General features: G+C 42.1%; 22 protein-coding genes and 2 pseudogenes. 6 read left to right on the top strand and 18 right to left on the bottom strand.

Annotation, left to right across the window (positions count from 1 at the left end):
* Positions 1–23 precede the first annotated feature (23 nt).
* The 3 genes from MOF34_RS17770 to MOF34_RS17760 form a co-directional block, all read right to left on the bottom strand.
* Positions 24–1,277, bottom strand: a complete 1,254-nt coding sequence (locus tag MOF34_RS17770; protein WP_268401211.1) for an MFS transporter — start codon at positions 1,275–1,277, stop codon at positions 24–26.
* The gene (locus MOF34_RS17765; protein ID WP_268401157.1) at positions 1,274–2,191 is read right to left on the bottom strand and encodes a helix-turn-helix domain-containing GNAT family N-acetyltransferase; all 918 of its coding nucleotides are present in this window, start codon (positions 2,189–2,191) and stop codon (positions 1,274–1,276) included. Before MOF34_RS17765 ends, MOF34_RS17770 begins: the two co-directional genes overlap by 4 nt.
* A gap of 91 nt (positions 2,192–2,282) precedes the next feature.
* Positions 2,283–2,531 carry a YbeF family protein gene (locus MOF34_RS17760; RefSeq protein ID WP_268401156.1) on the bottom strand — a complete coding sequence of 83 codons (249 nt, stop codon included), beginning with the start codon at positions 2,529–2,531 and terminating at the stop codon, positions 2,283–2,285.
* A 295-nt stretch (positions 2,532–2,826) separates the two neighbouring features.
* Here MOF34_RS17760 and glpT point away from each other — a divergent pair, with 295 nt between their 5' ends.
* A complete protein-coding gene (gene glpT / locus MOF34_RS17755) occupies positions 2,827–4,161 on the top strand; it encodes a glycerol-3-phosphate transporter (RefSeq protein ID WP_268401155.1) in 1,335 nt (444 codons plus the stop codon).
* A 102-nt stretch (positions 4,162–4,263) separates the two neighbouring features.
* Entirely contained in the window at positions 4,264–5,154 is an 891-nt protein-coding gene (locus MOF34_RS17750) for a glycerophosphodiester phosphodiesterase (RefSeq protein ID WP_268401154.1), read from the top strand.
* Between the two features lie 25 nt (positions 5,155–5,179).
* Here the strand turns inward: MOF34_RS17750 and MOF34_RS17745 are convergent, their stop codons facing one another.
* Positions 5,180–6,808, bottom strand: a complete 1,629-nt coding sequence (locus MOF34_RS17745) for a Na/Pi cotransporter family protein (protein WP_419901038.1) — start codon at positions 6,806–6,808, stop codon at positions 5,180–5,182.
* Between the two features lie 350 nt (positions 6,809–7,158).
* On the opposite strand from MOF34_RS17745, the gene MOF34_RS17740 reads away from it, so the two are divergent.
* On the top strand, positions 7,159–7,419 hold the full coding sequence (locus MOF34_RS17740) for a hypothetical protein (protein ID WP_014112476.1): 261 nt from the start codon (positions 7,159–7,161) through the stop codon (positions 7,417–7,419).
* A gap of 40 nt (positions 7,420–7,459) precedes the next feature.
* On the opposite strand, the gene MOF34_RS17735 is transcribed toward MOF34_RS17740, so the two are convergent.
* Positions 7,460–8,713 (bottom strand): cytochrome P450, encoded by a 1,254-nt coding sequence (locus MOF34_RS17735; protein WP_268401210.1) that lies wholly within the window; start codon positions 8,711–8,713, stop codon positions 7,460–7,462.
* Positions 8,714–8,885: 172 nt separating this feature from the next.
* Between MOF34_RS17735 and blaOXA the strand changes: the two genes are divergently transcribed.
* The gene (blaOXA, locus tag MOF34_RS17730) at positions 8,886–9,689 is read left to right on the top strand and encodes a class D beta-lactamase (protein WP_268401151.1); all 804 of its coding nucleotides are present in this window, start codon (positions 8,886–8,888) and stop codon (positions 9,687–9,689) included.
* 29 nt (positions 9,690–9,718) lie between these two features.
* On the opposite strand, the gene MOF34_RS17725 is transcribed toward blaOXA, so the two are convergent.
* The 4 genes from MOF34_RS17725 to MOF34_RS17710 form a co-directional block, all read right to left on the bottom strand.
* On the bottom strand, positions 9,719–9,910 hold the full coding sequence (locus MOF34_RS17725; protein ID WP_268401150.1) for a YbxH family protein: 192 nt from the start codon (positions 9,908–9,910) through the stop codon (positions 9,719–9,721).
* 14 nt (positions 9,911–9,924) lie between these two features.
* The gene (gene csgA / locus MOF34_RS17720) at positions 9,925–10,173 is read right to left on the bottom strand and encodes a sigma-G-dependent sporulation-specific acid-soluble spore protein CsgA (RefSeq protein ID WP_014112471.1); all 249 of its coding nucleotides are present in this window, start codon (positions 10,171–10,173) and stop codon (positions 9,925–9,927) included.
* Positions 10,174–10,286: 113 nt separating this feature from the next.
* On the bottom strand, positions 10,287–11,675 hold the full coding sequence (locus MOF34_RS17715; protein WP_268401148.1) for an amino acid permease: 1,389 nt from the start codon (positions 11,673–11,675) through the stop codon (positions 10,287–10,289).
* 305 nt (positions 11,676–11,980) lie between these two features.
* A complete protein-coding gene (locus MOF34_RS17710; RefSeq protein WP_268401147.1) occupies positions 11,981–13,186 on the bottom strand; it encodes a DUF4885 domain-containing protein in 1,206 nt (401 codons plus the stop codon).
* A 131-nt stretch (positions 13,187–13,317) separates the two neighbouring features.
* Between MOF34_RS17710 and MOF34_RS17705 the strand changes: the two genes are divergently transcribed.
* The gene (locus tag MOF34_RS17705; RefSeq protein ID WP_019713165.1) at positions 13,318–14,175 is read left to right on the top strand and encodes a hypothetical protein; all 858 of its coding nucleotides are present in this window, start codon (positions 13,318–13,320) and stop codon (positions 14,173–14,175) included.
* A gap of 125 nt (positions 14,176–14,300) precedes the next feature.
* Positions 14,301–15,071, top strand: coding sequence for a protein kinase domain-containing protein (locus MOF34_RS17700; protein ID WP_268401146.1), 771 nt, complete (start codon positions 14,301–14,303; stop codon positions 15,069–15,071).
* Here the strand turns inward: MOF34_RS17700 and MOF34_RS17695 are convergent.
* The 9 genes and pseudogenes from MOF34_RS17695 to MOF34_RS17655 all read right to left on the bottom strand — a co-directional run bounded on the left by MOF34_RS17695 (position 15,056) and on the right by MOF34_RS17655 (position 24,339).
* A pseudogene (locus MOF34_RS17695) lies at positions 15,056–15,318 on the bottom strand (hypothetical protein). The gene MOF34_RS17700 and the pseudogene MOF34_RS17695 overlap by 16 nt on opposite strands.
* Positions 15,319–15,458: 140 nt before the next feature.
* A complete protein-coding gene (locus tag MOF34_RS21080) occupies positions 15,459–15,650 on the bottom strand; it encodes a hypothetical protein (protein ID WP_284440101.1) in 192 nt (63 codons plus the stop codon).
* A 257-nt stretch (positions 15,651–15,907) separates the two neighbouring features.
* On the bottom strand, positions 15,908–16,282 hold the full coding sequence (locus tag MOF34_RS17685) for a DUF2294 domain-containing protein (RefSeq protein WP_019713162.1): 375 nt from the start codon (positions 16,280–16,282) through the stop codon (positions 15,908–15,910).
* Between the two features lie 53 nt (positions 16,283–16,335).
* The gene (locus MOF34_RS17680) at positions 16,336–16,626 is read right to left on the bottom strand and encodes a DUF6407 family protein (RefSeq protein ID WP_268401145.1); all 291 of its coding nucleotides are present in this window, start codon (positions 16,624–16,626) and stop codon (positions 16,336–16,338) included.
* A gap of 52 nt (positions 16,627–16,678) precedes the next feature.
* Positions 16,679–17,213 (bottom strand): annotated as a pseudogene (locus MOF34_RS17675) (carbonic anhydrase).
* 54 nt (positions 17,214–17,267) lie between these two features.
* Positions 17,268–19,892, bottom strand: a complete 2,625-nt coding sequence (locus tag MOF34_RS17670; RefSeq protein ID WP_268401144.1) for a YbcC family protein — start codon at positions 19,890–19,892, stop codon at positions 17,268–17,270.
* Between the two features lie 14 nt (positions 19,893–19,906).
* Positions 19,907–21,424: an NADH dehydrogenase subunit 5 gene (locus MOF34_RS17665; RefSeq protein ID WP_268401143.1), complete on the bottom strand. Its 1,518-nt coding sequence runs from the start codon at positions 21,422–21,424 to the stop codon at positions 19,907–19,909.
* Between the two features lie 785 nt (positions 21,425–22,209).
* Entirely contained in the window at positions 22,210–22,980 is a 771-nt protein-coding gene (locus MOF34_RS17660) for a glucose 1-dehydrogenase (RefSeq protein WP_268401142.1), read from the bottom strand.
* 225 nt (positions 22,981–23,205) lie between these two features.
* Positions 23,206–24,339: an NADH:flavin oxidoreductase gene (locus MOF34_RS17655; protein WP_268401141.1), complete on the bottom strand. Its 1,134-nt coding sequence runs from the start codon at positions 24,337–24,339 to the stop codon at positions 23,206–23,208.
* Positions 24,340–24,380: the final 41 nt, after the last annotated feature.

The raw sequence follows: 24,380 nt of genomic DNA, 5'->3' as shown, positions 1-24,380 counted from the left end.
TCAGAGATGCTCACTCTCTGCTCTCATCCCTTCCCAATCACAGCCGCACTGTCACGCGTGACCGCCGCGGGCTCCCTCAGCATTACATTCATCACACTCGCCAGCACAAGCATCCCAATCGACAAATAAAAAGCCAGTGTATACTCACCCGTTACCGTATAGATGACGCCAGGCACATACGCGCCGAGTGCCGATCCGATTTGATGGGCAAGCGAAAGCCAGCCGATCATGAGGCCGATCGAGTAGTTTTGAAAGTACTGGGTAGCGAGCATTTGAGTCGGCGCTACCGTGGCGAAGTCCACTAATCCAAACAGAATCGCAAAGGCTAAAAGCAAGTAAGGCTCGTGGCTGTAAATCAAAATCACGATCGACAGCGCGCGCACCGCATATAAAAAGCACAGGATTTTCCGGCTGCTCCACCGGTCAGCTACAATTCCAGACAGTAAGATGCCAGCAATATTAAAGCCGGCAAGCAGACTGACAGCGGCACTTGTGACTGTCGTTGAAAAGCCGTGATCGTGAGAAAACGGAATTAAATGGGTATCCATCAGTCCCACGGTCGTAAACCCGCAGATCAAAAACGGCAAAATCAAAAACCAAAATTGCCTCATCCTAAACATTCCGGTCACAGAAAGAGCAGTTGTTTTGGGTGCTGTTTCTTTTTCCGCAGCAGCCAGACCGCCGATCGGCTCTGCATTCTTTTCTGAAGGATTGTTCCGCAGCATCAACAGTGCAGCCGGAAAGACAATCACGATTAACAGCAAGCCCAACACCACAACCGTCAGCTTCCAGCTAAACCAATGGATCAGCATGAGTGAGCCGGGAACGAGAAGCATTTGCCCAGCGCCAAAGCCTGCTTCCATGATCCCAAAAGCTAGTCCCCTCTTTTTGCTGAACCAATTGACAACCAACACGCTTGCTGCCACATTCGATGCTCCGCCCACTCCAAGCGAGACGCCCAACCCGTAAAGCAGAAACAGCTGCCAAGGCGAGGTGACAAAGTATGTTAAGAAAATGCTGACTCCTGTCAGTAACGCACTCCATGACAAAACAGCCCGAGCACCCCATTTGTCCACAAGCTGCCCGATCACAGGCTGTGATATGCCATAGACAATAAAGCTTATCGTAGAAATCAGCGAGATGGTGCCTCTATCCATTGAAAACTGCCGTTCCCACGGCTCCACAAACGCACCAAACGACAGGCGCACCCCCTGAACAGCCAATAAGATCAAAAAGGTGACGGACACGATGATCCAAGCATAGTGCAGTCTTTTCATGACAGCTCCAAATCCCACCGTTCTTCTGTCAAACGCTGTCCCCATAATGGCGCTTCTTCTTTCACTTCACTTACCCTGAATCCAAATTTTTCGTAGAGCGGACGAGCCTCAGCCATAGTGCTCACCGTCCAAAGGAAAACGCGTTCAAACTTCATGTCCCGGCAGTATGCAACCAGATGCTCCAGCAATTGAGTGCCGAGCCCCCTTCCTCGAAAAGCGGCATCCACAAGAAACCATCTGAGCTGCACTGTCTTTTCATCATGTTTGACCAACCCGACAGAGCCGGCAAATTTCCCTCCGCTTTCTGCAATCCATATGTTTTCGATTTCAGCATCAAAGGTCTCATGAAGATAAGCTATAAACGTGTCGTCCCAGCCATGAGCCTCCGCATAAAAGTGTCTCTGTTTTTCAATGAGAAGCTGAAGATCATCCGAAAGAAAATAATCTCTAATCGATATGTCTGACGTTCTGGAAGAAAGCGACTGTGAAAGGATTGCCTCAATTTCTGCCATCGCCTCCGCAAGATTGTGCTGATCCTTTTGGTCAATTTCCTTCAGCATCCGTTCTACTTGTTCGTTGGCTTTCTCCTCCAGCTTTTTATAAATCGTTTTCCCCATTTCCGTGACATAAATATAATGGTGGCGAGCATCATCTTTGCTCTTCTGTTTATAGATCAAATGTTCTTTTTCAAACTGCTTCAAAATCCTGCTGACATATCCCCGATCTAGCCCTAGCTTATCCTGAAGGGTTTTTGCTGTACATTGAGGCGTATTATAAATCTCAAATAAAATCCGTGTTTCGGTTAAGGAAAACGGGCTGTCGTAAATGTGCTCATTAAGGAAACCAAGGACATTCGTGTAAAATCGATTGAACTTTCTGAATTTTAATCCGACAGTTGATTCACTAATCTTCAAACTCATCCCCACTTTCTTATATCGCTGATTAAGCCAATTATAATCAGGTATAGTTGCCATAGTCAATTATAAGTTGGAAAGTGGGGCATTTTTATTTTCCTGATGCTTTCCTTTTCCTGATCACAATCAATGTGATATAGGATAAAGCCAGTGAAACCAAGCTATAGACAACAACCCATCCTAAAAATGATTCGTTAAAAATGAAAAAAGTGAACACTAGCGAAATAATCAAACTAAGCACTGGCATCAGATACACGTTTTTACAAATACACGTCCCGGCAACCGATAACACTATAATTCCTAACGGCAAAATACCGAATGCGATTTCTAATTCATCCATCTGCAACAGCCTCCCTCCAGATTTTTATGCGGCTCGTAAAAAAACATAACTGCAATATGAAAAGGATAATATTCACTTTTTTCTAGTTTCATTTTTTTGAAATGACCCGTTTACATTCATTCCGGCTTATGATAATTTAAGAAACCGCTATCATGTTAAGTTAATATCTTGGATGGAGATTAGGAGAGCCAGGAATCCAACCCCTTTTTGACAAGGGGGTTTTCTGGCTCTTTTTGTTTTTCAGAAAGGAGGCACGCCACACATTCAGCACAAACAGCAAAGGGGGATAATGTTGATGCTTAATATATTTAGACCGGCTCGTCACATTGAGAGGCTGGATGATTCAAAGATGGATGCGGCTTACAAACGGCTCAGGCTGCAAGTATTCATTGGTATTTTCATTGGCTACGCAGGCTACTACCTGCTGCGAAAAAACTTTGCCTTTGCCATTCCTTATCTTCAGGAACAGGGGTTTTCAAAAACGGAACTGGGATTGGTGCTGGCCGCTGTGTCCATTGCATACGGCTTCAGCAAATTCATTATGGGCATGGTATCTGACCGCTGCAATCCGAGATATTTCCTCGCGACAGGCCTGTTTCTATCAGCAATCGTTAATATTCTTTTCGTTTCAATGCCTTGGGTGACTTCGAGCGTTACCATCATGTTTATCTTTATGTTTATCAACGGATGGTTTCAAGGAATGGGCTGGCCGCCATGCGGAAGGACGATGGCCCATTGGTTTTCCATTAGTGAACGGGGCACCAAAATGTCGATCTGGAATGTCGCCCATAACATAGGCGGCGGGATTCTAGCACCGCTTGTTACTCTTGGCATTGCGATGTTCGTAACTTGGAAAAGCGTGTTTTTCTTCCCAGCCATCATTGCCATTATCATTTCATTTTTGATTGTTTTATTGGTTCGCGATACGCCCCAATCTTGCGGCCTCCCGCCAATTGAAGATTATCGGAATGACTATCCAAAACATGCTTTTAAAAATCAGGAAAAAGAATTAACAACAAAAGAAATTCTTTTTCAGTATGTGCTGAACAATAAATTTCTTTGGTACATCGCGTTTGCTAATGTATTTGTTTATTTCGTGCGATACGGCGTAGTGGACTGGGCGCCTACTTACTTAACAGAAGCAAAAGGCTTTTCTCCTGAAGATTCACGCTGGTCGTATTTTCTCTACGAATACGCCGGCATACCGGGAACGATCCTGTGCGGCTGGATCAGTGACCGATTCTTCAAAAGCCGCCGGGCACCGGCAGGCGTCTTGTTTATGGCGGGCGTATTCGTTGCCGTATTGGTGTACTGGCTGAATCCCGCGGGCCATCCGCTCGTAGACAACATCGCCCTGATCAGCATTGGCTTTCTAATTTACGGGCCTGTTATGCTGATCGGCCTGCAAGCAATTGATCTCGCACCGAAAAAAGCGGCAGGAACTGCTGCCGGTTTAACCGGATTTTTCGGATATATCGGTGGATCTGCTTTCGCAAACGCCATTATGGGCTTTGTCGTAGACCGGTTTGATTGGAACGGCGGCTTTATCATGCTGATTACCTCCTGCATTCTTGCTATCGTCTTCTTGGCTCTGACGTGGAATACAGGAAAACGGGCGGAGCACGTTTAAGAAAGAAACATAAAAGATTAATCTTTTTTCAACACGTCGTTTACATCATTTTTTTAATATAAAAGACAGGTAGGTACTGCTTATCTATAAGGAGGAGAAATCATGCAAATAAATAGAATACTAGCCTTGGTGCTTCTGTCGCTGAGCTTACTCTCATTTATGGTAACACCAGTGTCGGCAGTGTCAAAAGGGAATCTGCTGTCACCTGACCGTATCCTGACGGTCGCGCACAGAGGGGCTTCCGGATATGTGCCTGAGCACACGATCCTTTCTTACGAAACCGCTCAGAAAATGAAAGCAGATTATATTGAATTGGATCTGCAAATGACAAAAGACGGCAAATTGATTGTCATGCACGATGAAAAACTGGACCGTACCACAAACGGAACGGGCTGGGTGAAAGACCATACGCTCGCAGACATTAAGAAACTTGATGCCGGTTCTTGGTTTAATAAAGCCTATCCGGAGAAAGCAAAGCCGCAGTACGCTGGCCTTAAGGTTCCTACATTAGACGAAGTATTAGACCGGTTCGGAAAACACGCAAACTACTATATTGAAACAAAATCGCCTGACACCTACCCAGGCATGGAAGAAAAACTGATCGCTTCTTTACAGAAACATAAACTACTAGGCAAACATGCTAAGCGCGGTCAAGTGATGATTCAATCATTCAGCAAAGAAAGTCTAGTGAAAATCCATCAATTACAGCCAAACCTGCCAACCGTTCAATTACTGCAAGCTAAACAAATAGCGTCAATGACAGATGCTGATCTAGAAGAGATCAAAACATACGCTGTCGGTGCGGGTCCCGATTACAAAGCGCTGAATGCCGAAAACGTCAGCATGATCCGCAGCCACGGCCTCCTGCTTCATCCTTATACAGTCAATGCAGAAGCAGATATGCGCCGCCTGCTAGACTGGGGAGTGACAGGAGTGTTCACAAATTACCCTGATATCTTCCAGCACGTTAAAAAAGACTACAAAAAAAGCTGAGAATCTTAAGATTCTCAGCTTTTTCTCATTGATTTTCACCAATAACAGCTTCTGCAATATTCACCGCATGATCGCCGATACGCTCCAGGTTACTGATCATATCAACAAAGACGATGCCCGCTTGTCCAGTGCACAGCCCTTCATTCAGACGGATAATATGCTTTTTGCGAAGCTTCCGTTCCATTTTGTCAATTTCATCTTCTTTTTCAATGACTTGTTCAGCTATCTTCACATCATTGTGGTGCAATGCATCCATGGACGCCTTCACAGTAGAAATCGTCAAATCCATCATTTCCGTTAAATCCGACATGGCAGATTCAGTAATAACCACACGATGCGCCTGCTGATATTCAATCAGTTCAATCACATTTTCGAAGTGGTCGCCGATTCTTTCAATATCCCTGACTGTATCCATCAGCATATGATGCTCCTCAGACTCGTGCTCTGAAAGAGAACTTGAAGAAAGCTCGATCAAATAATCGGTAATTTTCCGATCAAGATTGTTAACCGCATCCTCTATCTGATAAGCATTTGCCGCGTATTTTGGCTGTTTTGTCACTAGAAACTGTTTTGTAACCTCCAAACCCTGTACCGCAAAGTTCCCCATTTGCAGGACTTCTTCTTTTGCTTGTCCGAGAGCAATAGATGGAGATTGCTCAATAAAAATCGGATCAAGGTGCGACTTGTATTCAACCATTGAATCCTTGCCGGGAATCAGTTTTGTTACGATCAAAGCCAATATCCCCACAAAAGGAAGCTGTATGAGTGTATTGGACGTATTAAAAATTCCATGCGCAAAGGCAATCGTCATTTTTGGATCAAGCCCTATTGAAGCCTGCAACCATAAGATCAAAGAAGTAAACGGCTTAAGCAAAATCAGGAAAATCGCTGTCCCGATAAGGTTAAACAGCACATGAGTAGCCGCAGCACGTCTCGCGGCAACAGATGCCCCTAGAGACGCAAGAATCGCGGTAATCGTTGTTCCAATATTGTCACCGAATAACACCGGCAGCGCACCGTTAATATCAATCAGACCATCTGAAAATAAACCTTGCAGGATGCCAATCGTGGCGCTGGAGCTTTGCACGAGTACCGTAAACAAAGTCCCAATGACAACACCTAGAACCGGATTGTTGCTCATACTAACCGTTAAATCATGAAACGCTTCAAGTGAACGGAGCGGTTTCATGCCGCCGCTCATTAACTCCAGCCCATAAAACAGGGCCCCGAATCCAAACACAATCTGACCAGCATTTTGTATATTTTTATGTTTGAAGAAAAACAGTAGAAATCCGCCAACAGCAATAATCGGCAACGCATAGGCCCCTATGTCGATTCCGATAATAAACGCGGTAACCGTCGTTCCAATATTGGCTCCCATAATGACGCCAATGGCCTGGCGAAGCGTCATAAAGCCCGCACTGACAAGCCCAACGGTGATAACCGTGGTTCCGGAACTGCTTTGAATCAAAACCGTCACAATAATCCCCGCCAATACGCCCATTAGCGGATTGCTTGTAAAACGGTCTAAAATATTTCTTAATCTATCTCCAGCCGATTTCTGAAGTCCGTCTCCCATGAACTTAATCCCAATCAGGAAAATACCGAGACCCCCGAGAAATTCGAACAGTAATGTTTGTATATCAATCGCCAACATGTTCACCTCTGTTTAGACATTATTCCGCAAACTCTATTCGATTATGTTTCAAGTTCAGATGATTGTAAATAAAACATCCGCTTAATTTACAATAACTTAACAATAAGTCTTATGGCCCTATTATATATTTACATTGATGTAACATTTCCTCGATGAACATGACCAATCGACTACAAAAAACCTTGCGTGATAGCGCAAGGTTTTCTCATCACAGTTATTCTTTCCCATAGAGCTTTCAGTATACCAGCCGCAGAGAATAACGGGCAGACAATCAGCAAAGGTTTAGCCATAATCAAAACGGGAATGATACAGGAAACACCACTCTTAAAATAGAAAGGAGTATCAACATGAAACAAAAGCTCTTACTTTCAGGTCTCGCTGTTTCAACTGTCGGCATCACTTCTTATCTATTAAAAGACCCGTCAAATCGCCAAAAAGCTAGAGAATTCATTCACAGCATGAAAATGAAAATGACCAAACAGCCGGACATGGAAACGTTCCCAGTCGATAAAGCCGGCCACCCGCACCCGCAAGATATCGAGGATAACAAAATGGTATCAGAAGGCTCCATGTATCCCGTCCAATACTACGATGAAAAAAAGAAGTGACCAAAAAGCTCTCTTTCATCAGGAAGAGAGCTTTTATATGTTACCTTTTCCGTCTGATTTCACTCATCACAAAGCCGCTTTCAGGCAATGACGGCATTCTTGCGAGACTGTAATGCAGTGATTGTTCCGGAACGTCGTACTCAATCTGATTGACGAGAAAATCCAGGCTTGCTTTCATGACTTCAATCGTAATGCCTTCCCCTGGACAGCGATGCCCTTTCTCCGCGTGACCTCCACCTTGAGGAATCAAATCAAATGGATCGTCCTCCCGCTCCTCAAATCGTTCAGGCCGAAATTCATCAGGGTTGTCCCATAAGCGAGGATCATGATTTGTTCCATATATATCAAGCAGTACAGATGTGCCCTTCTTAAATTCATAATTATTCCATTCAAAATCCTTTTTAACAAGCGCCCCTAAAAACGGGCCGAACGGATAATATCTGCGGACCTCCTGCACAAACATTTCTCTTTCCCGGCTGCTTCCAGAACGCAGCCATTCCTTATACTTCGGATACTGATGAAGCGCCAAAGCTGAAAACACAAGAAAGTAAGAAATGGCAACGATAGGCCGCAGGACATTAATCAGCTCAATGGCGGCCATCCGGGAATCCAGCTGGTTGCCATCTTCTTGAATGTGAAATGCCATGTCATGCAGCGCTGTTCCGGCAGGTGTTTTCAGCAAGCCGGCACGAACATCTTCAATCATTCTTTCAATCCAGTCTTCCGCACGCGGCCTTGCTCTTCTACCCTTCCAATGCCGCGGCCCCACAGCACCGAACGCGTCAACCATATCAATGAAGTCATCCGCTCTCTCCTTGACTTCCGTTTCCTTAAGCGGAACACCTGCCCAATAGCACGCTACCCGGCATAGGATTTCTTTTGCTTCCTCAAATAACACAACCTCATCTGCCTTCTCCCATCTCGTGACTGCCGCTTCCCACTCCTCTGTCATCAGCTCAGCCAAACGTTTTTGATGCGGCGGTGTCATTAATGACAGAAAAAGCAGCTTCCGATGAATATGGGCATCGCCATCCATCGTCTGGATCGCATTGACGCCAAACAGCGATTTTTGCACTCGTTTCGGGACAGCACCTTGCCGCTGAAATCGTTCGGTATCATAAAATACCTTCGCAGCCTCTGCCCCGCTCATACAAATAAATGTTTTTCCCAGCAAACGTGCCTGAAACAAATCTGAATGGTAATACTCTTTTCTATTCTTTATAAACAAATATCCTTCCCGCATCAAGGCCACACTGTTATCGAGACTTTTGTCATGTGGAATCTGTTCATACATCCGCATACCCTGCCTTCCTTTTTACCATCTATTTTCACGTTATCTTGCGAGCATAAACCCAATAACAGTATTTGTTTACAGAAGCAAATTTAAGCATTTATAAGAGCTTTTTTAAAGGAAGAACTGAAGAAATAGAGAAAAGGTTATTGATCAAAACAAAGGGGAGAACAAAATGAAGAAATGGATATATGTTGTGCTTATGCTGAGTATTGCAGGGTTCTTCGGCTTTTCCGTTCACGCATCATCGTCTGCCCATGAAAAACATCTAAATGTCAGCAAAATGAATGTCGATGACGAATTCAAGGATACGGATGGAACCTTCATTCTTCACGATGTGCAACAGGACAAGACCTTTGTCTACAACAGAGAACGGGCAAACAAAAGACAAACTCCGCATTCCACCTTTAAGATCGTGAACGCCTTAATCGGGTTACAGGTAAAAGCTGTTCGGGATGAATACGATGTCAAACGGTGGGACGGGGTCAGGCGCGAATTCGAATCATGGAACCGCGACCATACGCTAGGCTCGGCCATGCGGGAATCCGCCATCTGGTATTATCAAGCATTAGCGAGAGATATCGGTGATGAAAGGATGAAAACCTGGCTTCATACTCTGTCATACGGCAATAAGGATATCAGCGGGGGGATCGACCAGTTTTGGCTGCAAAGCTCGCTAACAATATCTCCGCTGGAACAAGAGGCCTTTTTGGAGAAGCTTGTAAAAGAGGAGCTTCCATTTGACAAATCGGTGATGAAAACCGTCAAGCGCATGATGATTCAAGAGGAAGGAGATCACTACACGCTCTACGGAAAAACCGGAACCCGCCTGACAGATATGGGATTAGGCTGGTTTGTCGGATTCATCAAAACAGAGCATGGCTCGTATATTTTTGTCACCAATGTCAATGATTCAGGTACAAAAGCCAAAAACATCACAGTGGATATCCTGAAAAAGCATGGCCTGATTACATCATAAATGAAGGAGCCCTGCAAATAGGCAGGGCTCTAAATATCATGCTCAAAACAATAGTGATTCACAAGCTCTTCAATCAAATCATGATCGGGATATTCCCCATTACATTCAAATTCGATTTCTTCCACAAACTCTCCGTGATGGTACACATGGATGGCTCCATTTTGTCGGATGATGCTAAACTCCGGCTGAAATGTATATCCGCTTCGTTCAATTGCTCCCATTTCTTCCCCGCCTTTCAAAGCAGTAATTCATACACCTCGTTTAATTCCTTGGCGCGTTTTTGATCCTGTTCATTCTGCGCATACTTAATTTCTTTTTCTAATACATGGTTCAAAAAAGACATTTCATTGTCATCTAAGTCTTTTACAAATTCCTCTTCATTCACATACCGCTTCGCCAGCATTTTCTTGCAAATCTGCTGGCAGACTTCATTTTCAAGATGATTCGAAAGTGATTCACGCAAATAACCGAGTGTAACATCCATTTTATGCACACCTTTCCTTCTGCTATCCTTACCCTATAGCTTGCTAAAATAGAGATAATCCATACGCGAAAAATAAAAAAAAGAGACATCCGTGAATGTCTCTTTTTCTATGGTTATTCAGCCGCTTGGCCGCTTTTTGTCAAATTGACCTGCGTACGTTTGCCAATCCCAAACACATAATAACTAATGACCACAAGCGCTAAGAAAATTACGCCTACAATCAGAGAGATACGAGTATCATCGTTAAACCACATGCCAACCAGAACCATCAGCAAGAAAGCAATCGTCAAATAGTTAGTAAAAGGAGCAAACGGCATTTTGAATGGATGTTTATCTAATGCGGCACCCTTCGCTTTTCTGAATCCGATGTGGCTGATCAAAATGATAAACCAAGGAATCATGCCCGGGAGTACACTTGCACTGTATACATAGACAAAGATCTTCGGAGGCGCGATATAGTTCAGAACAACACCGACAGCCAAACCGATCATCACCGCAATTGTCCCATACAACGGCACACCATTGCGTGAAATCTTCTTAAAGAATTTCGGCGCTTGTCCATTGACGCCTAATGTATAAAGCATGCGTCCCGCACTGAAAATACCGCTGTTACAGCCGGACATTGCCGCAGTAATGACGACAAAGTTAATAATACCTGCCGCTGCCGTAATTCCGATTTTTGAGAACGTGGATACGAACGGACTTCCGAGTGAGTTGAGCTCATCCCAAGGATACACGGTCACGATCACAAAAATAGCGCCAATATAAAAAATCAAAATACGCCAGATAATACTTTGAATCGCACTTCTTAGCGTGTTTTGCGGGTCCTTCGCTTCACCGGCTGTAATCCCGATCAGTTCAACCCCTTGATAGGCCGCAATGACAAGAGACAGCGCAAAGAAGAATCCAGAGAAACCGCCTGCAAAGAATCCTCCATGAGACCACAGGTTCGACAAGCCGATCGCATCTCCGCCGTTTCCAAACCCGAAGAAAATAATCCCGATACCCGCAATAATCATCAAGATAATTGTCACGATTTTAATCATCGCAAACCAAAACTCAAACTCACCAAATGACTTAACAGAAATTAAGTTCGCGGCACCAAGAATCACCATTGCCACGATACCAGGTATCCAAGCAGGCAAATCCGGGAACCAATACTTCATATATGAACCGACAGCGATAATCTCAGACATGCCGACGATAATCCACTGAAACCAGTTGCTCCATGCTGTCATATAACCTGCCAGAGGATGAATATAGTTATGGCCGAATGTCGCAAAAGAACCCGTACTCGGTTCGACATACAGCATTTCACCCATTGCACGCATAATAAAGAAGATAAATATTCCGCATATTGCATAAGCCAAAAGGACAGACGGGCCAGTCCATGAAATCGTGCTGGCAGAACCCATAAACAAGCCAACACCGATCGTACCGCCCAAGGCGATCATCTGAATATGACGCGCACCCAGGCCCCTCTTTAATTCTTTATTTGCCACTTCTCTTCCCCCTCTTCCAAAATACTCGAAAATGAGATAGCATCAGGCCTGCTTGCCCCCATATCTTTCTCACCAATCAGTTATAACAATCAGAAAATTCGAACATAGAACGGTTATATAATCTCCAAAATTACTTATTTCATCATAATAAATTTCTCTGGAAAACACAAATGTTTTTTTCAGGTAAACACCTTTACTCAAAGTTTTTGATCAGAACTTTGGTTACAATCTTTTATATAAATATAATGAAAGTATGTGAGTATTAAAATTCTTTTCTCCTTTATATTCCCATAAAAAAAAGCTGCTCACAATGAACAGCTTACCTCATAATTTACGCCAGTTTGACGCTTTAATCTTTCAAGCCACCCGGTATCTCCGGTGCCATAGCTCTTGCTTTGTCCAACATCTCTCAAAGAACCATTGCTGTAATCAATCGATAGGATAAAATCCGGAATAGCATCATACCCCCCGGCTTTCACCATTTTACTGAGCTCTGAACGATAGTGGGATATAGCATAAGAAGCCGTTTGTTTTTGCACAGGATCTTTTTCAAGCTCTTCTTTATATACGTCTAATAAGTCACGTCCATCAGGCGTTACGAACCGCCCATCAATCACTTCTAAATCCTTCAAATGATAGCCTGTGACTTCGTACATCTCACGAGCAGCTTGATACTTTTGATATGCCTCTTCGGAAAATTGTGCTGAATCACTGCTTAGGCTTTTCATAATATGTAAAAACAGCTCTTTGCTATTGTCTCCAGATTGCAGCACTTGCTCAATTTGCTCTATCAGTGCCTGATCGTCTGTCCCGCTCACCTGTACCTTATAGTCAACCGGCGTAATCGTAAATGTCAGCTCTATCCCCTGCGGAATGTGAATATCGTTTCGATTCAACAGCACTTGCAGCTGCTGGTTCACCTGGCTTCGCTGATACACTTTCGCATTCTCAGCCTCCACTTCCCCATGAAATGTGACATTGCGAAATGCGGCATCCTGCAGATTATAGTTTTGCGCCTTTCCTTTGAATAGCCATTCTGTTTCATTATCGTAAGCAGCCTGTCTTTCTGCAGCAGACAGATCACTTCTGAAATAAGGAGACTTTGAATTTTGGTACTTATCCTTTATATAGCCTAATGGATCAGACTTCGTTTTGTTAATCGCATTCATTCTGCTGTATTTTTCATCTAGTATTTTATTTCTGATATCACTCTCAGATTCATAGGGGTTTTGGGATTGAATCACTGTTTCCTCCCCTGTATCTGTCACTGTTCGATCATTCGCTGATTGATACACCTTGCTGAAAGTCCCGCTGTTTCCCGCCACACTGGCTTTAGAATAATTGAACTGATTGATTCCCTCATTTGAAAATGGTGACTCAAGCCTGCTGTATGCCTTTTCCAGCACCGCTGGTTTATTTTCAGACGTATTCTTGCGCGTAGCAGCCGCATTTCTGTTCAATATGTTCTGTACCATCAGCTGAGTACGGATAAATTGCCGATTCAGACGCATTGCGTTCCCTCCTGAACAATTCTCTCTTACCCTTTTTATCGGCAGTGCCAATGTATATATTAACCTTGAAAAACATTTATTTACACTTAAAACATTATTATGTATGATGGAAATAAAAGGAGGTTGTTTGTATGACCAAAAAATGGCTTATCTCATTCGCGTTGATACTGTCTGTCTTATTCACCTTTACTTATTCGGCATCAGCCGCCGGGGTTACTGCGATTACAGGAAACAATTCATTCGATACCGCAGCGCCAATCGGTTATTGGAAATATAAGAATATCGATACAACGGTTTTAGAAGCTGGGCAAGATGAAGCCTATTTCACGTTTACAGCTAATAAGGGAGAAAAAGTCTATGTGAGAAGTACATATCAAAGCACGTACACAGGGATGAAAATAGAAATTTTCAATAGAAACAGAGTGCCTGTTTCGCAAGGCACAGAAGTCATTAATCCTAATACGTACTCTTCTTTTATTTATGCCAATGCTGACGCCCAAAACACGACGGATACCTTCTATGTGAAAGTGTCACGCGGCACCTATACCGGGAACATGTATTTTACACTTTCAATTGAAGACCGAATCAAATCCGGCAGCGGAACATTCCAATTCAGCGGCGCTGCTGAAAATATAGGAAATACTACCCTGAGCCCCTCAGGTTCTGACTCCAGCGTGATCAAGGTTGATTTAACAAACCAATCAGGAATACCGCGCGATGCCATTGTTACCAGAGTACAAACAACCGCCACTCAAACACCAAGCCAGGGAAATACACGCCACTTCATCATGACGAGCGAAAATAACGAATGGCGCCGTGCACTTGTGAATAGCTCGACGTCAGGGTCTTATGACATATCATTGTCAGATCAACTCAGTGTCGCTAAGGTATGGAGTTTTAAATATAATACATTAGCAACTGCTAGATCGACGATGAGTAATGTAAAAGCAAAAATAGATTATCAATACGATGTCACAAAGCAGTTTTAATGTCATATTGAGCTGGCTCAGATTCCATGATCCAGCTCTTTTTTTATGCTTAGCTTCCATTGACTTAGCCTAGATTGCAATTGTTTTGATAAACTATAATCAGTACAACCAAGGGAAGTGCAGACATGGCATTCATACAGCTAAAAAAGCTACTTTTTGACCGCCCTCTAAAGGATGGCGTTATTCTTAATCATCAATACAGAATCGAAGAATGCCTAGGAATGGGCGGCTATGGCTTGGTTTATTTGTGCACCGATGTCCATACCCGTACACCTTATGTCTTAAAACAGCTCCGTCCGACAAAAGCGAAGAAGGAAAAAGAAAGAGTCCGGTTCCAGCAGGAAATGAAACTGCTAAAAAGCATGCACCACCCGCAAATCCCGGCCTTCAAGGATGATTTCATCATAGGCGGACAGGCTTACTATGTCATGCAGTTCTTTGATGGAGAAAATATAGAGGAATTATTATTTTTTCAAAAACAGCCGTTTACAGAACTTATGGCGTTACAGTTGATTTCACAGCTGCTTGATATTGTGGAATATCTGCATGATCGCCTAATATTCCACAGCGACATCAGAACGCCTAATATCATCATTAATGACGGCAGGCTCTGCCTCATCGATTTCGGCCTTGCCAAACAATTGACTCCTGAAGAAACAGAGGAAGTAAAGGTGAGAAAACAGGATGACTTCTTCGATCTCGGAGAAACGCTGTTATTCCTGCTGTACTCTCAATATAAAGGAAAAAAGAAGAAAAACGGCACCTGGCTGGAGGAATTAACGCTGACTAAAGAAGTAACCTTGCTGCTGAAAAAATTATTGGGCATTGATGAAGAGTATCAGCACACCGCTTCTATTCGCGAGGATCTAAACCGGGCCATTCAATCGGTCACATAAAAAAACCCTTGTCCCAAAAGCGGAACAAGAACTTTTTTGGATTAACTGCTGCTGTAGCTCCGGCGTTTGTAACGATGACTGCCGCCATAACGATCGTAGTGTCTTCTTTTGCCTGAGCTGCTGCTGTAGCTGCGATAATGTCTGCGCCGGCTGCTGCTGTAATGCCGGTGTCTGCGATATCGGTCGCTAGAGCTGCTTGAGAGGCGCTTGATCGTTTTAATGATTTTTTTAAACATATGCTGATCACCCCATTTCTTTCTACCTATTATATAGAGTTTATGGGCGAAAGAAAAACATCAGCGGGGTCACTCTTTTGAAAACAAGAACCCCGTTCCTTTCTCATTTGTCTGCAGTTCATAAGTAATCGCAAGCAGCCTGCATATATCGTCAATAATCTTTACCCAACCCTTCACTGTTCTCATCTCGATCAAATTCAATTCCGTCAATCACGAATAAAAACATTGCCATGTTGAACCAATACGCCAACCTGTTCAGCCTTTGAATACTTAACATATAGGCCCAGAAATCCTCGACGAGCATAAATACAAACCGTATCCTTCCCTCTTCATACACTTTCATCTTGTTCCCATCAACCTCCACTATTGTACCTTTAGTTTCCATAATGTTTTCATATGATGCTCCTTTCACGTGATATGGAAAGGATACGAAATGGAACCATTGAATCTTCATGAATAACAAGACAGCGTATGAATTAATCTCTCTTTACGGCTGCTTAAGTTGATGCCATAACTATAAAACAAAAGAAGCGGCAGTTAATAATGTTGAATTTTACGGCATTTGAATCATAGTGTTCTTAAGCATTTCCAATTTTTATATTATAAGATCTTTTCTAATTTTTTCTCTAGATCATTACCTAATTTAAACACCATCACTCGTTCACCTGTCCGAGAGCTTAAATCGGTGTGGAAACTTTTCACTTCTTCTCCAGTTATCGTTAAGATAATTTCCTTAAGACCTTCTACCCCTGATTCAACTAACTCCGAACGAGTTTGTTTGATAGATAACAGCCCCTCTTTTGATCCACAAACTGCATATTCAGCTGGTGTTAAAATTCCTTTTAAATTAACGATGATCATATCCCGCAGTATATCAGTCTTAACAGATACAGAACCACGCCCTAGATAATCCTTTTCCCATTGAGTAATGGACTTACTGATCTCTGATTCAAAAGAACCCTTCGACTTTCTCATATATAAAACATCTCCTGGTGAAAATTAGCATCTTCTATTGTTATTTCGTCTCATTAATATTCTCTTACAACATGTCCTTCATATACACCTTCAATATCCAAATCAGTTTCACCGTTTCTTATGACCTCTACCATTTTGGATAACATATTTTCTTCCACCATAGAGTGAACATGCAAAAATTGAACGCTTCCTAAATCGATTTCCCCAACTTCTTCATAAGATTTTAAATGATAATAATCAATGGCTTTTCTGATAATTTCTTTCATACAATCCGTATTTTCACGATCAAACGAGCTCATTTCCTCTATTGTTTTCGCGACAAAATCAGTTAAATTAGCGTTCATACCTTCTCCTTGCTGCTTTTATTCCATATATGGGTACACATCTTCCATTTCATCATAACAAGCAATGATCAGGTAACGCTTGACGCTGTTTTAATAGCAGGGACCTCCTCAATTGAGGATTGTCCATCCTTTTGATTAACGATTAAACCTCGAACTTTAACATATGACGGCACTAATGGATGATGACGAATGATATCAACACTTTTTTCAATAGCGTCACTGCTATTTTCATTTCCATTTAGCCATTCATCGAATGTACCGCCTGAAAATTCAGGCCTGCAATTTTGAAAAAGATAATCCAGTGTTTGTAGTTTATCTTTCATTGTTTCAAGTTGGATTCGTACATGATCTGTGGAAGTTCTCTTATCTTTTGTTCCTACAACAAAAACCTCCTCAACATCTTCCTGATAAATTGCAATAATAACAGACCTCATGATTTCTCCGTAAGGATGTGAGATATCGGCACCATAGCTTTGTATCGTCAACATATTTTCTGCTGGAGTATGAGTCACTTCTTGTAGAATGGGCTCCAGCCCGTTTTCCATGTCCGTCAAAAATAATACTTTTTTATTTTTATCTACACTCATATTGCCCACCTCTTTTTGATTTAGTAACAAATATATTTGAAATCATTTTAGCAGTTACCAGTTTTCCCAATGTCCTTCTGGATCAACACTAGCCAGTCGAACCCATCCATTTTGAACTTTTTCTAGAAATGCTGAATCATTATTTAATAATCGTTCTACAAATTCTTTAGGTGCTTGGATGACGATTAACAACCGAAGAGGAGAATGATAAGCCTCATGATCTGATTGCATGACGGATTGCCAAGGCAGTCCGGCTAACAAGTCACTTGCATTCCCCTGCATAACTCCGAGACCTGAAGTAACGGTTTGAGTTGCTTTACTTCCGCTGCCATAATAATGAGGTGCTACCGTTGATGCGTAATATTGTAGATTAATCCATTGGGCCACAGTTCCAGGCCCTGCAATAATATTTGCTAGGAGCTCACCGCTTTCATCCTGCTTCCAATCATAATTATGAAGAAAGGCTCTTCCTTCCAAATCACAATCCTTAGTTAGTTCACGTTGGCCGATAATAAAAGCGGCGTTACGCGCCAATCCCCATTCCGGACGTATCTCACTCCAATCTCCCGCAAATCGGTGCGCCTCTGCCTTCGGATTTTTAAGTTTCGATTGGAAATTCGGTAATTGGGCTAGACGTTCTGCATTTGCATGATGGCTCACTGTCGGCATAACGGCTTCGATTCGATTAAATGCTTCTTGAGCAGCTTCAGATAGTTCTGGTACATAAATCCAATGTAGTTCATCCATCGTTGTATTATGTTCAGCGGCGGCAAAAACCGTATCCTCAGGGATTTCCATACCTTCAGTTAAAAGAGCTTCTCTTACCTCTGAAAGATTACATAAAGCAGCTAAAACTCTTGCATTGAATCCACCGGCCGCTCCACCGCAGGCACCACAATCAAGAGCCGCGGCATAAGGATTATTGGTACTTTGACTGCCATGCCCGCAAATCACGACTAATGGTGCGAAATTCTCTGTTAAATCCATCATTTTTAGTGCTTGCCGAGCATAGTTCACTTTCTCTTCTTCAGTAAAACCTACAGGTATTTCTGCCTCCGTTACATAATCAGCATGAAGAGAGAGTTTTGTATCTGGTTTACGTAACCACGACTCACGGAGATGACGAATGAAACGATCAGCTTTTCTTGGTACAAAGCTACGCGCCACCATTTGCAGACTAAGCCAAGGTCCACTTAACTCAGGGAGAAGTAAGCTCGTCAGTACATTCTGTTTCATCGTTTTAAATGTATGGCTTACGGAATGGAATGCTTGCTTGCGTTGGTTGTATTTTTCAAGTGCATCTTCATCTGCGAACTCTTTTATTTTATGTTGCGGTTTTTGTATGATTGGCAAAGAGGCATGACTGTGTTTACTGCCAAGTTCACAAGTTGCAATCGGCACCCCGAAGAAACCAGCAACACCAATCGTTTCAAACGGCCCTGCTTTTTCTAGTTGACGACGAAAAGGTTCTGATCGTACATCGATACAGAATGCAAATTGAGCTATTGCAGATTTTTTACCGTTGGTTTCACGCTGTTTCGTGACGATCTTCTGACTTAATCGATCAGTGTGTGTTTGTTCCCAAGCTTCTAGCCAAAGTTTCCTGCGAAGCTTCTCATCAAAGCTATAGGCAAATGATAAATATTCGTTTTGTTCGTTGGCCGACATCTGTGACCATTCCTCTAATGTAAGGCCTCCCCAATGAATCCAAGCCGCTAAAAGGGGAGTAATCGAAATTTCTTTCTGAGATCGTTGATTATTCAAAGGTAAAAATGGCTTTATAAGGGCCCACTCCATGGATATCCGAACCGCTAAATATTCTGTAAGGAGTGCATGTTCATGGCTTGATTGTTGGGAACGCCAAAGCATCATTCCTGCCCATCCAGGTAAGGAAAGTAAATGACCTTCAAGATAAGTCTGGATTTCTGATTCTGGGATTTCTAGTGCGAATAAGGCTTCTTGTAAAGCGATATGTGCCTCTTGCGGCCAGCCTTTTAACCTTTCACGCTGCTTTTTACTAAGTGCTGAATCATATTGAATGAGTTGCTGCCAGGCACGATAGAAACCCTCCTCACGATTAGGCATTTTCCAACCTGCTTGAGAGTCATCCAGATATAACTTACACCACTTGATAACATGATGATCAAGTATATTAACTAACCTTTCTCCGTCTTGATGCTCTATATACGAACTGATTGGCTGCATAAAAAAGTTCTCGATATGATCGGTATTCAGTCCACTACATTCATTCACCATTTGTTCCAGCTTATGTGATGATAAAAGGGTGGAAGGAAGTGGATTTAATTTTAATCCAGCCTGACAAAAGCGTTCTGCCACGTCCCGCGGGATGTTAAAGGAGTGTGAATCAAGCCAACGCTGCAGCCCCATTTTTACAAAATCTTCATCAATCTCACCTTTATTTTTTGCCGAACGGATCATAGACGCACTAGGGTATATATCAACATCACGAGTATCTTTCAACCAACCAGCAACCTTGTCAAAAGGTTGGTTTTCAAGTCCCATCCACGGGTTACGTGCAGCAAATGTTGAAATAGGCCAAAGTGGCGCAATGACTCGGCTGGCTGATTCAATTAGAACGTTAATATCTCTATCTTGAAAATCAATCTCTGTATTTTTCTTTTTTACATTTTCTTTCGTTAATACGGATGTCATGCCCAACACTTATTACCTCCTTATGATAAATATTGTTTAAGGTAGTCTGGATGACTCTCTACTGTCTTTGGTTTTGCTTCACCTAATCGTACTAACCGAAGATAGAGTACTGCGAACAAAACTGAAGAACGATGACGAGCAACCCACGTACCTAAAGCACTGCCAAATAGTAAAAGACAGACGACAATGATGACAGCTGACATTGGAGGTTGAACACTTTGAAAAACGCTCGTATGCAGCCACTTATAGAAGAGGTTATGAATGATAAAATATACAAAGGCTGCTCCGCCTAAAAATGTTAAGCCGGCAATTCGACCCATTCTTCCCTTTCCAAAAGCTACGAGCTGAGTCCAAGAAACGGACAGTGACCACCCTAAAATTAGGGCACTAATGAATCGATAACCCTCTCCAGGAGCAACGAGCCAAAAAGCAACGCCTATAACTAAGGATAAAATCCGACCAGCTATAATCCATAAATAGGATGTTCCTTCATTAGCGCGAGCTGATCCTTCATGACGCCGTACTGCCGAACCAGCCTGTAAAAACAACGTAGCCTTGAATAAACCATGTAAAATAAGATGAATAATGGCTGCGATGTAGGCTCCTAATGCACACTGGATGAGCATAAACCCCATTTGTCCAATCGTGGAGCCTACTAACTGGCGTTTATAGTCAACCTGAACTAAACTAATACCAGTTCCAATCAATACTGAGATGCTAGCAAGCATAAGCAAAATAATCGAAGCGATACCTCCATTAAATAGAGGAGAAAATCGAGCCAGTATGATCCCGCCTGCATTTACTAAACCTGCGTGCATAATCGCAGAAACAGGAGTTGGAGCAACAATAGAATCAATTAACCATCTTTGGAATGGCCATTGAGCTGCAGGAATGATCACTGCTAATACAATCAATAGATTAATCCCTGTTTTCTCCCATCCTCCCAGTTGGGTTAAACTTTCATTTGTTAAAACCAATGATAACTGCCATTGACCTGTGGCTTGAAAAAGCCACATCATCGCGAAAAACAATGAAAACCAACTTAACAAAAATAATCGACCGGAAACCTTGGCCGCTTCACTAGCCACTTGCCAAGCACTGTTTAACTTTATAAGTAAAGTTAAACCGGCAAGAGTTGCTCCCCAAAATATAACCATCAAGCGGAGATCGCCACTTAACCATGCAACTGAAGCAGATCCTGTAGTGAAAGTAAAAAGCGTAAAATATTTTCGGTACGACCGATCACCCATTAAGTAACGTACAGAAAAACGCTGAATAATTAGACCAATTGCCAAAACAAAGAAAGTCATTAACCCAGCTAAGGAATCGAAGTGCCAAGGGCCAACATTTCCATTCACACTCCTATTGGCAAGCATCAGTAAAGAAACCAAAAGCGGAAAAGCCAAGATACCAATATGAATGCGAACAAAACGCAAGGGTACGCGTGGATGTAAAAACACTAGTCCACTTATCCCAGAAGCAATCAGCATAATAAAAAATAATGTTAACAATGAAGATAAATTCAGTGAAACTAACATTTCAAATTCTCCCTTTTTAAATATCGTTATTGCTCAAAAGGCCTTTAAATCCAATGATATTTTTCTATAATTTAATACATATTTTTATGTATCTCTATTTTTTCCAACAAAAAAACCGACAACCTCAAAATTTCAATGATGATGTTAGATCACTGAATCTTGAACATTGTCGGTTTCACTTCAACTAACTTCTGGGAAGTTTTTTGAAGAGCTACCTTTATTATTGGTCATTTATTATATACTATATTTTCAATTCCTTTAAAGGAATCATCGTTACAACTTTAATTTAGTCCAATCCAATTATAGAATAAATCGGATGAATGTTATTCTTCCCTTTCTACATTAGAATGCTTTTTCATCCCGTCAAGATTAAAATATTAATATTAAAAGAATGCTAAAGGCTTCATGATGCAGAAGGGTGTAAATAGACATCTGTACGATTATTTAGTTATGTATAAGATATGATAAATTTTAAAAGTTGTCAATAGAAACTCATATTTTAATTTAATAGAAATAAATGTTGCTGCTTGGAATACAGGAACGAAGTATCAAACCCTCCTTTCCCTATGAATTGATATGCTGAGATATCCACATTTTATATTCTTTCTTAGCAAATAACTGAGCAGTTAAAATAAATGAATACGGTTCCTCCTTGATAAACATATATAGCTACAACAATTGACAACAGCTAGTCCAACCGATAGATAGAAGTCTCGTTTATACGCATTCGTTAGACTTCAGCCAGTTGTCTCATAACATCGCACGGTCTGGTCCACTCTTTGGAGTTAAAACGCGTAATTAGTTACTCCACCGTCAATAAAAAGATTCTGACCAGTAATATAACTTGCACGGTCTGAACAAAACATGACAACGGGAGCAATGACTTCTTCTAATTGACCAAGACGTTTCATCGGTGTCCTACTTTCTAATAGACTACGAAATTCCTCGTTTTCTAACACTTTTGCATTTAATGATGTTTTAAAAAACCAAGGGCTTATCGCGTTAACCGTAATCCCATGTGTTGCCCACTCATTTGCCAATTGCCGAGTTAATTGAACGACACCTGCTTTGCTTGGTCCGTATGGTGTTCCCGATGATAACGTTAATGCAGATGCCACTGAGGCTACATTTATGACTCTTCCTGATTTTTGTTTCATCATATAGCTTCCAACGGCTTTGGACATCAAGAAAACTGATTTAAAGTTAACGTCCATCACTTTATCCCAGTTTTCTTCAGATAAATTAAATGTTGTTTCACGGACACTTACCCCGGCATTATTGACTAAAATATCAAGGTGTCCAAAATGCTCATACGCCGTGCTCACGGTATTATTTACAGCCTCTGCATCAGTAACATCACAAACCAGTGCTAGTGTTTTACGATCTGTGTTTTTAGATATTTCATTTGCCGCATTATTCACTTCTTCTTCTGTTCGAGCAACTAGGACAACATCTGCTCCAGCGTTAGCCAAACCTTCAGCAAGTGTTCTACCAATACCTCTGCCTGCTCCTGTAATGATTGCTGCCTTGCCACTTAAATCAAACATTTCGTTCATCTTATTCTCTTCTCCCTTATTTATTTTTCAAGCGCCTTCACTACTTCATAACCCATTAACGCAGAGAAGATAAAGCCCAAACCGCAAAGGCTCTTTCCTTTAAAGCACCTTTATCATATTGGACAATTTTCGTCATATTTTCTTGAGGATGAACGGAAGGATATAAAAAAATTCTCAAGATCAATTTGAACCTGATAACCTTCGTTTCAGCTGTTTAGGCGACGTCTATAGCTCAAATTCTTTAATTTGAGCATTCGGGCTTAATACTTTTTCAGGCTGGAACTCGGCTAAACGCTCCCCGTTTTTTACTTTTTCTACCCAGTCATGATTCGCAAGAGCACCTTTACCTAAAGTAATTACATCTGCCTCTCTTTTTTCAATTATTTCTATAGCCTTGGCAGGATCCTCAAGATGCCCATTGGCAATTACGGTCAAATTACTGTATGTTTTTGCTAAACGTGCCATTGAGGACCCACCATCACCAAAAGCCGAATCGGTTGCAGTTGTCCCTTCCCCTTCCGGAAATGCTGGTTGCCATGCTTCATACTCCGTGACATGGATAAAATCGAGACCAGCTTGACCTAACTGACCAAAGATCATTTCAGCATCCTTATCTTTACCCTGCCATTTGTGTGTGTAGTCATTAACTTTCCCTTGTGAAATCCGGATCCCAACGGTGAAATCCTGTCCGACAGCTTCCCGAACAGCTTTCGACACTTCCACCAGTAAACGCACACGATTTTCTGTAGAACCGCCATATTCATCCGTACGATGATTGGTATAATCTGTTAGGAATTGATCTAATAGATAACCATTCGCCCCATGAATTTCAATCCCATCGAAACCAGCTGTTTTGGCTTTTTTAGCCGCACTGATAAACCCCTTAATCACTTCTGTTATGTCTTCTTTTGTCGCTTCTCTTGGTATCGGGAACGGCCCTTCACCTCCATAAAATTCCATCTGCTCTCCTTTTGGAGGAACAGAAGAAGGTGCAATCGTTTCATTCACAAAACGATTTCCTTGTGACAGCGCCCCTGCGTGCATGAGCTGTGCGAATATTTTAGCTCCAGCTTGATGAACAGAATCTACTACCTTCTTCCAAGCTTTGACTTGTTCTTCGAAGACAATACCAGGTTGATTCAAATATCCTTGACTATACTTATCATCCGGGTAAATTCCCTCAGTAATAATCAATCCAAACCCGCCGCGGGCAAATGATGTATAATACGAAACCATTTGTTCGGTTGCATACCCATCCGGTGTCGCACTCGTTCGTGTCATTGGGGCTACACCTACCCGATTGTCTATAGCTGTACTACCTAAAGTCACTTTTTCAAACAACAAGTTTTTATTACTCATAAGCAAACCCCTTCTCCTTTAAATCAATTAGTATCGGTCAA

Source organism: Bacillus sp. T17B1 (genome assembly GCF_026796395.1).
GTDB lineage: Bacteria > Bacillota > Bacilli > Bacillales > Bacillaceae > Bacillus > Bacillus spizizenii_A.
The sequence above is the reverse complement of the archived record's forward strand: the minus strand, read 5'-3'. Positions and strand labels throughout refer to the sequence as shown.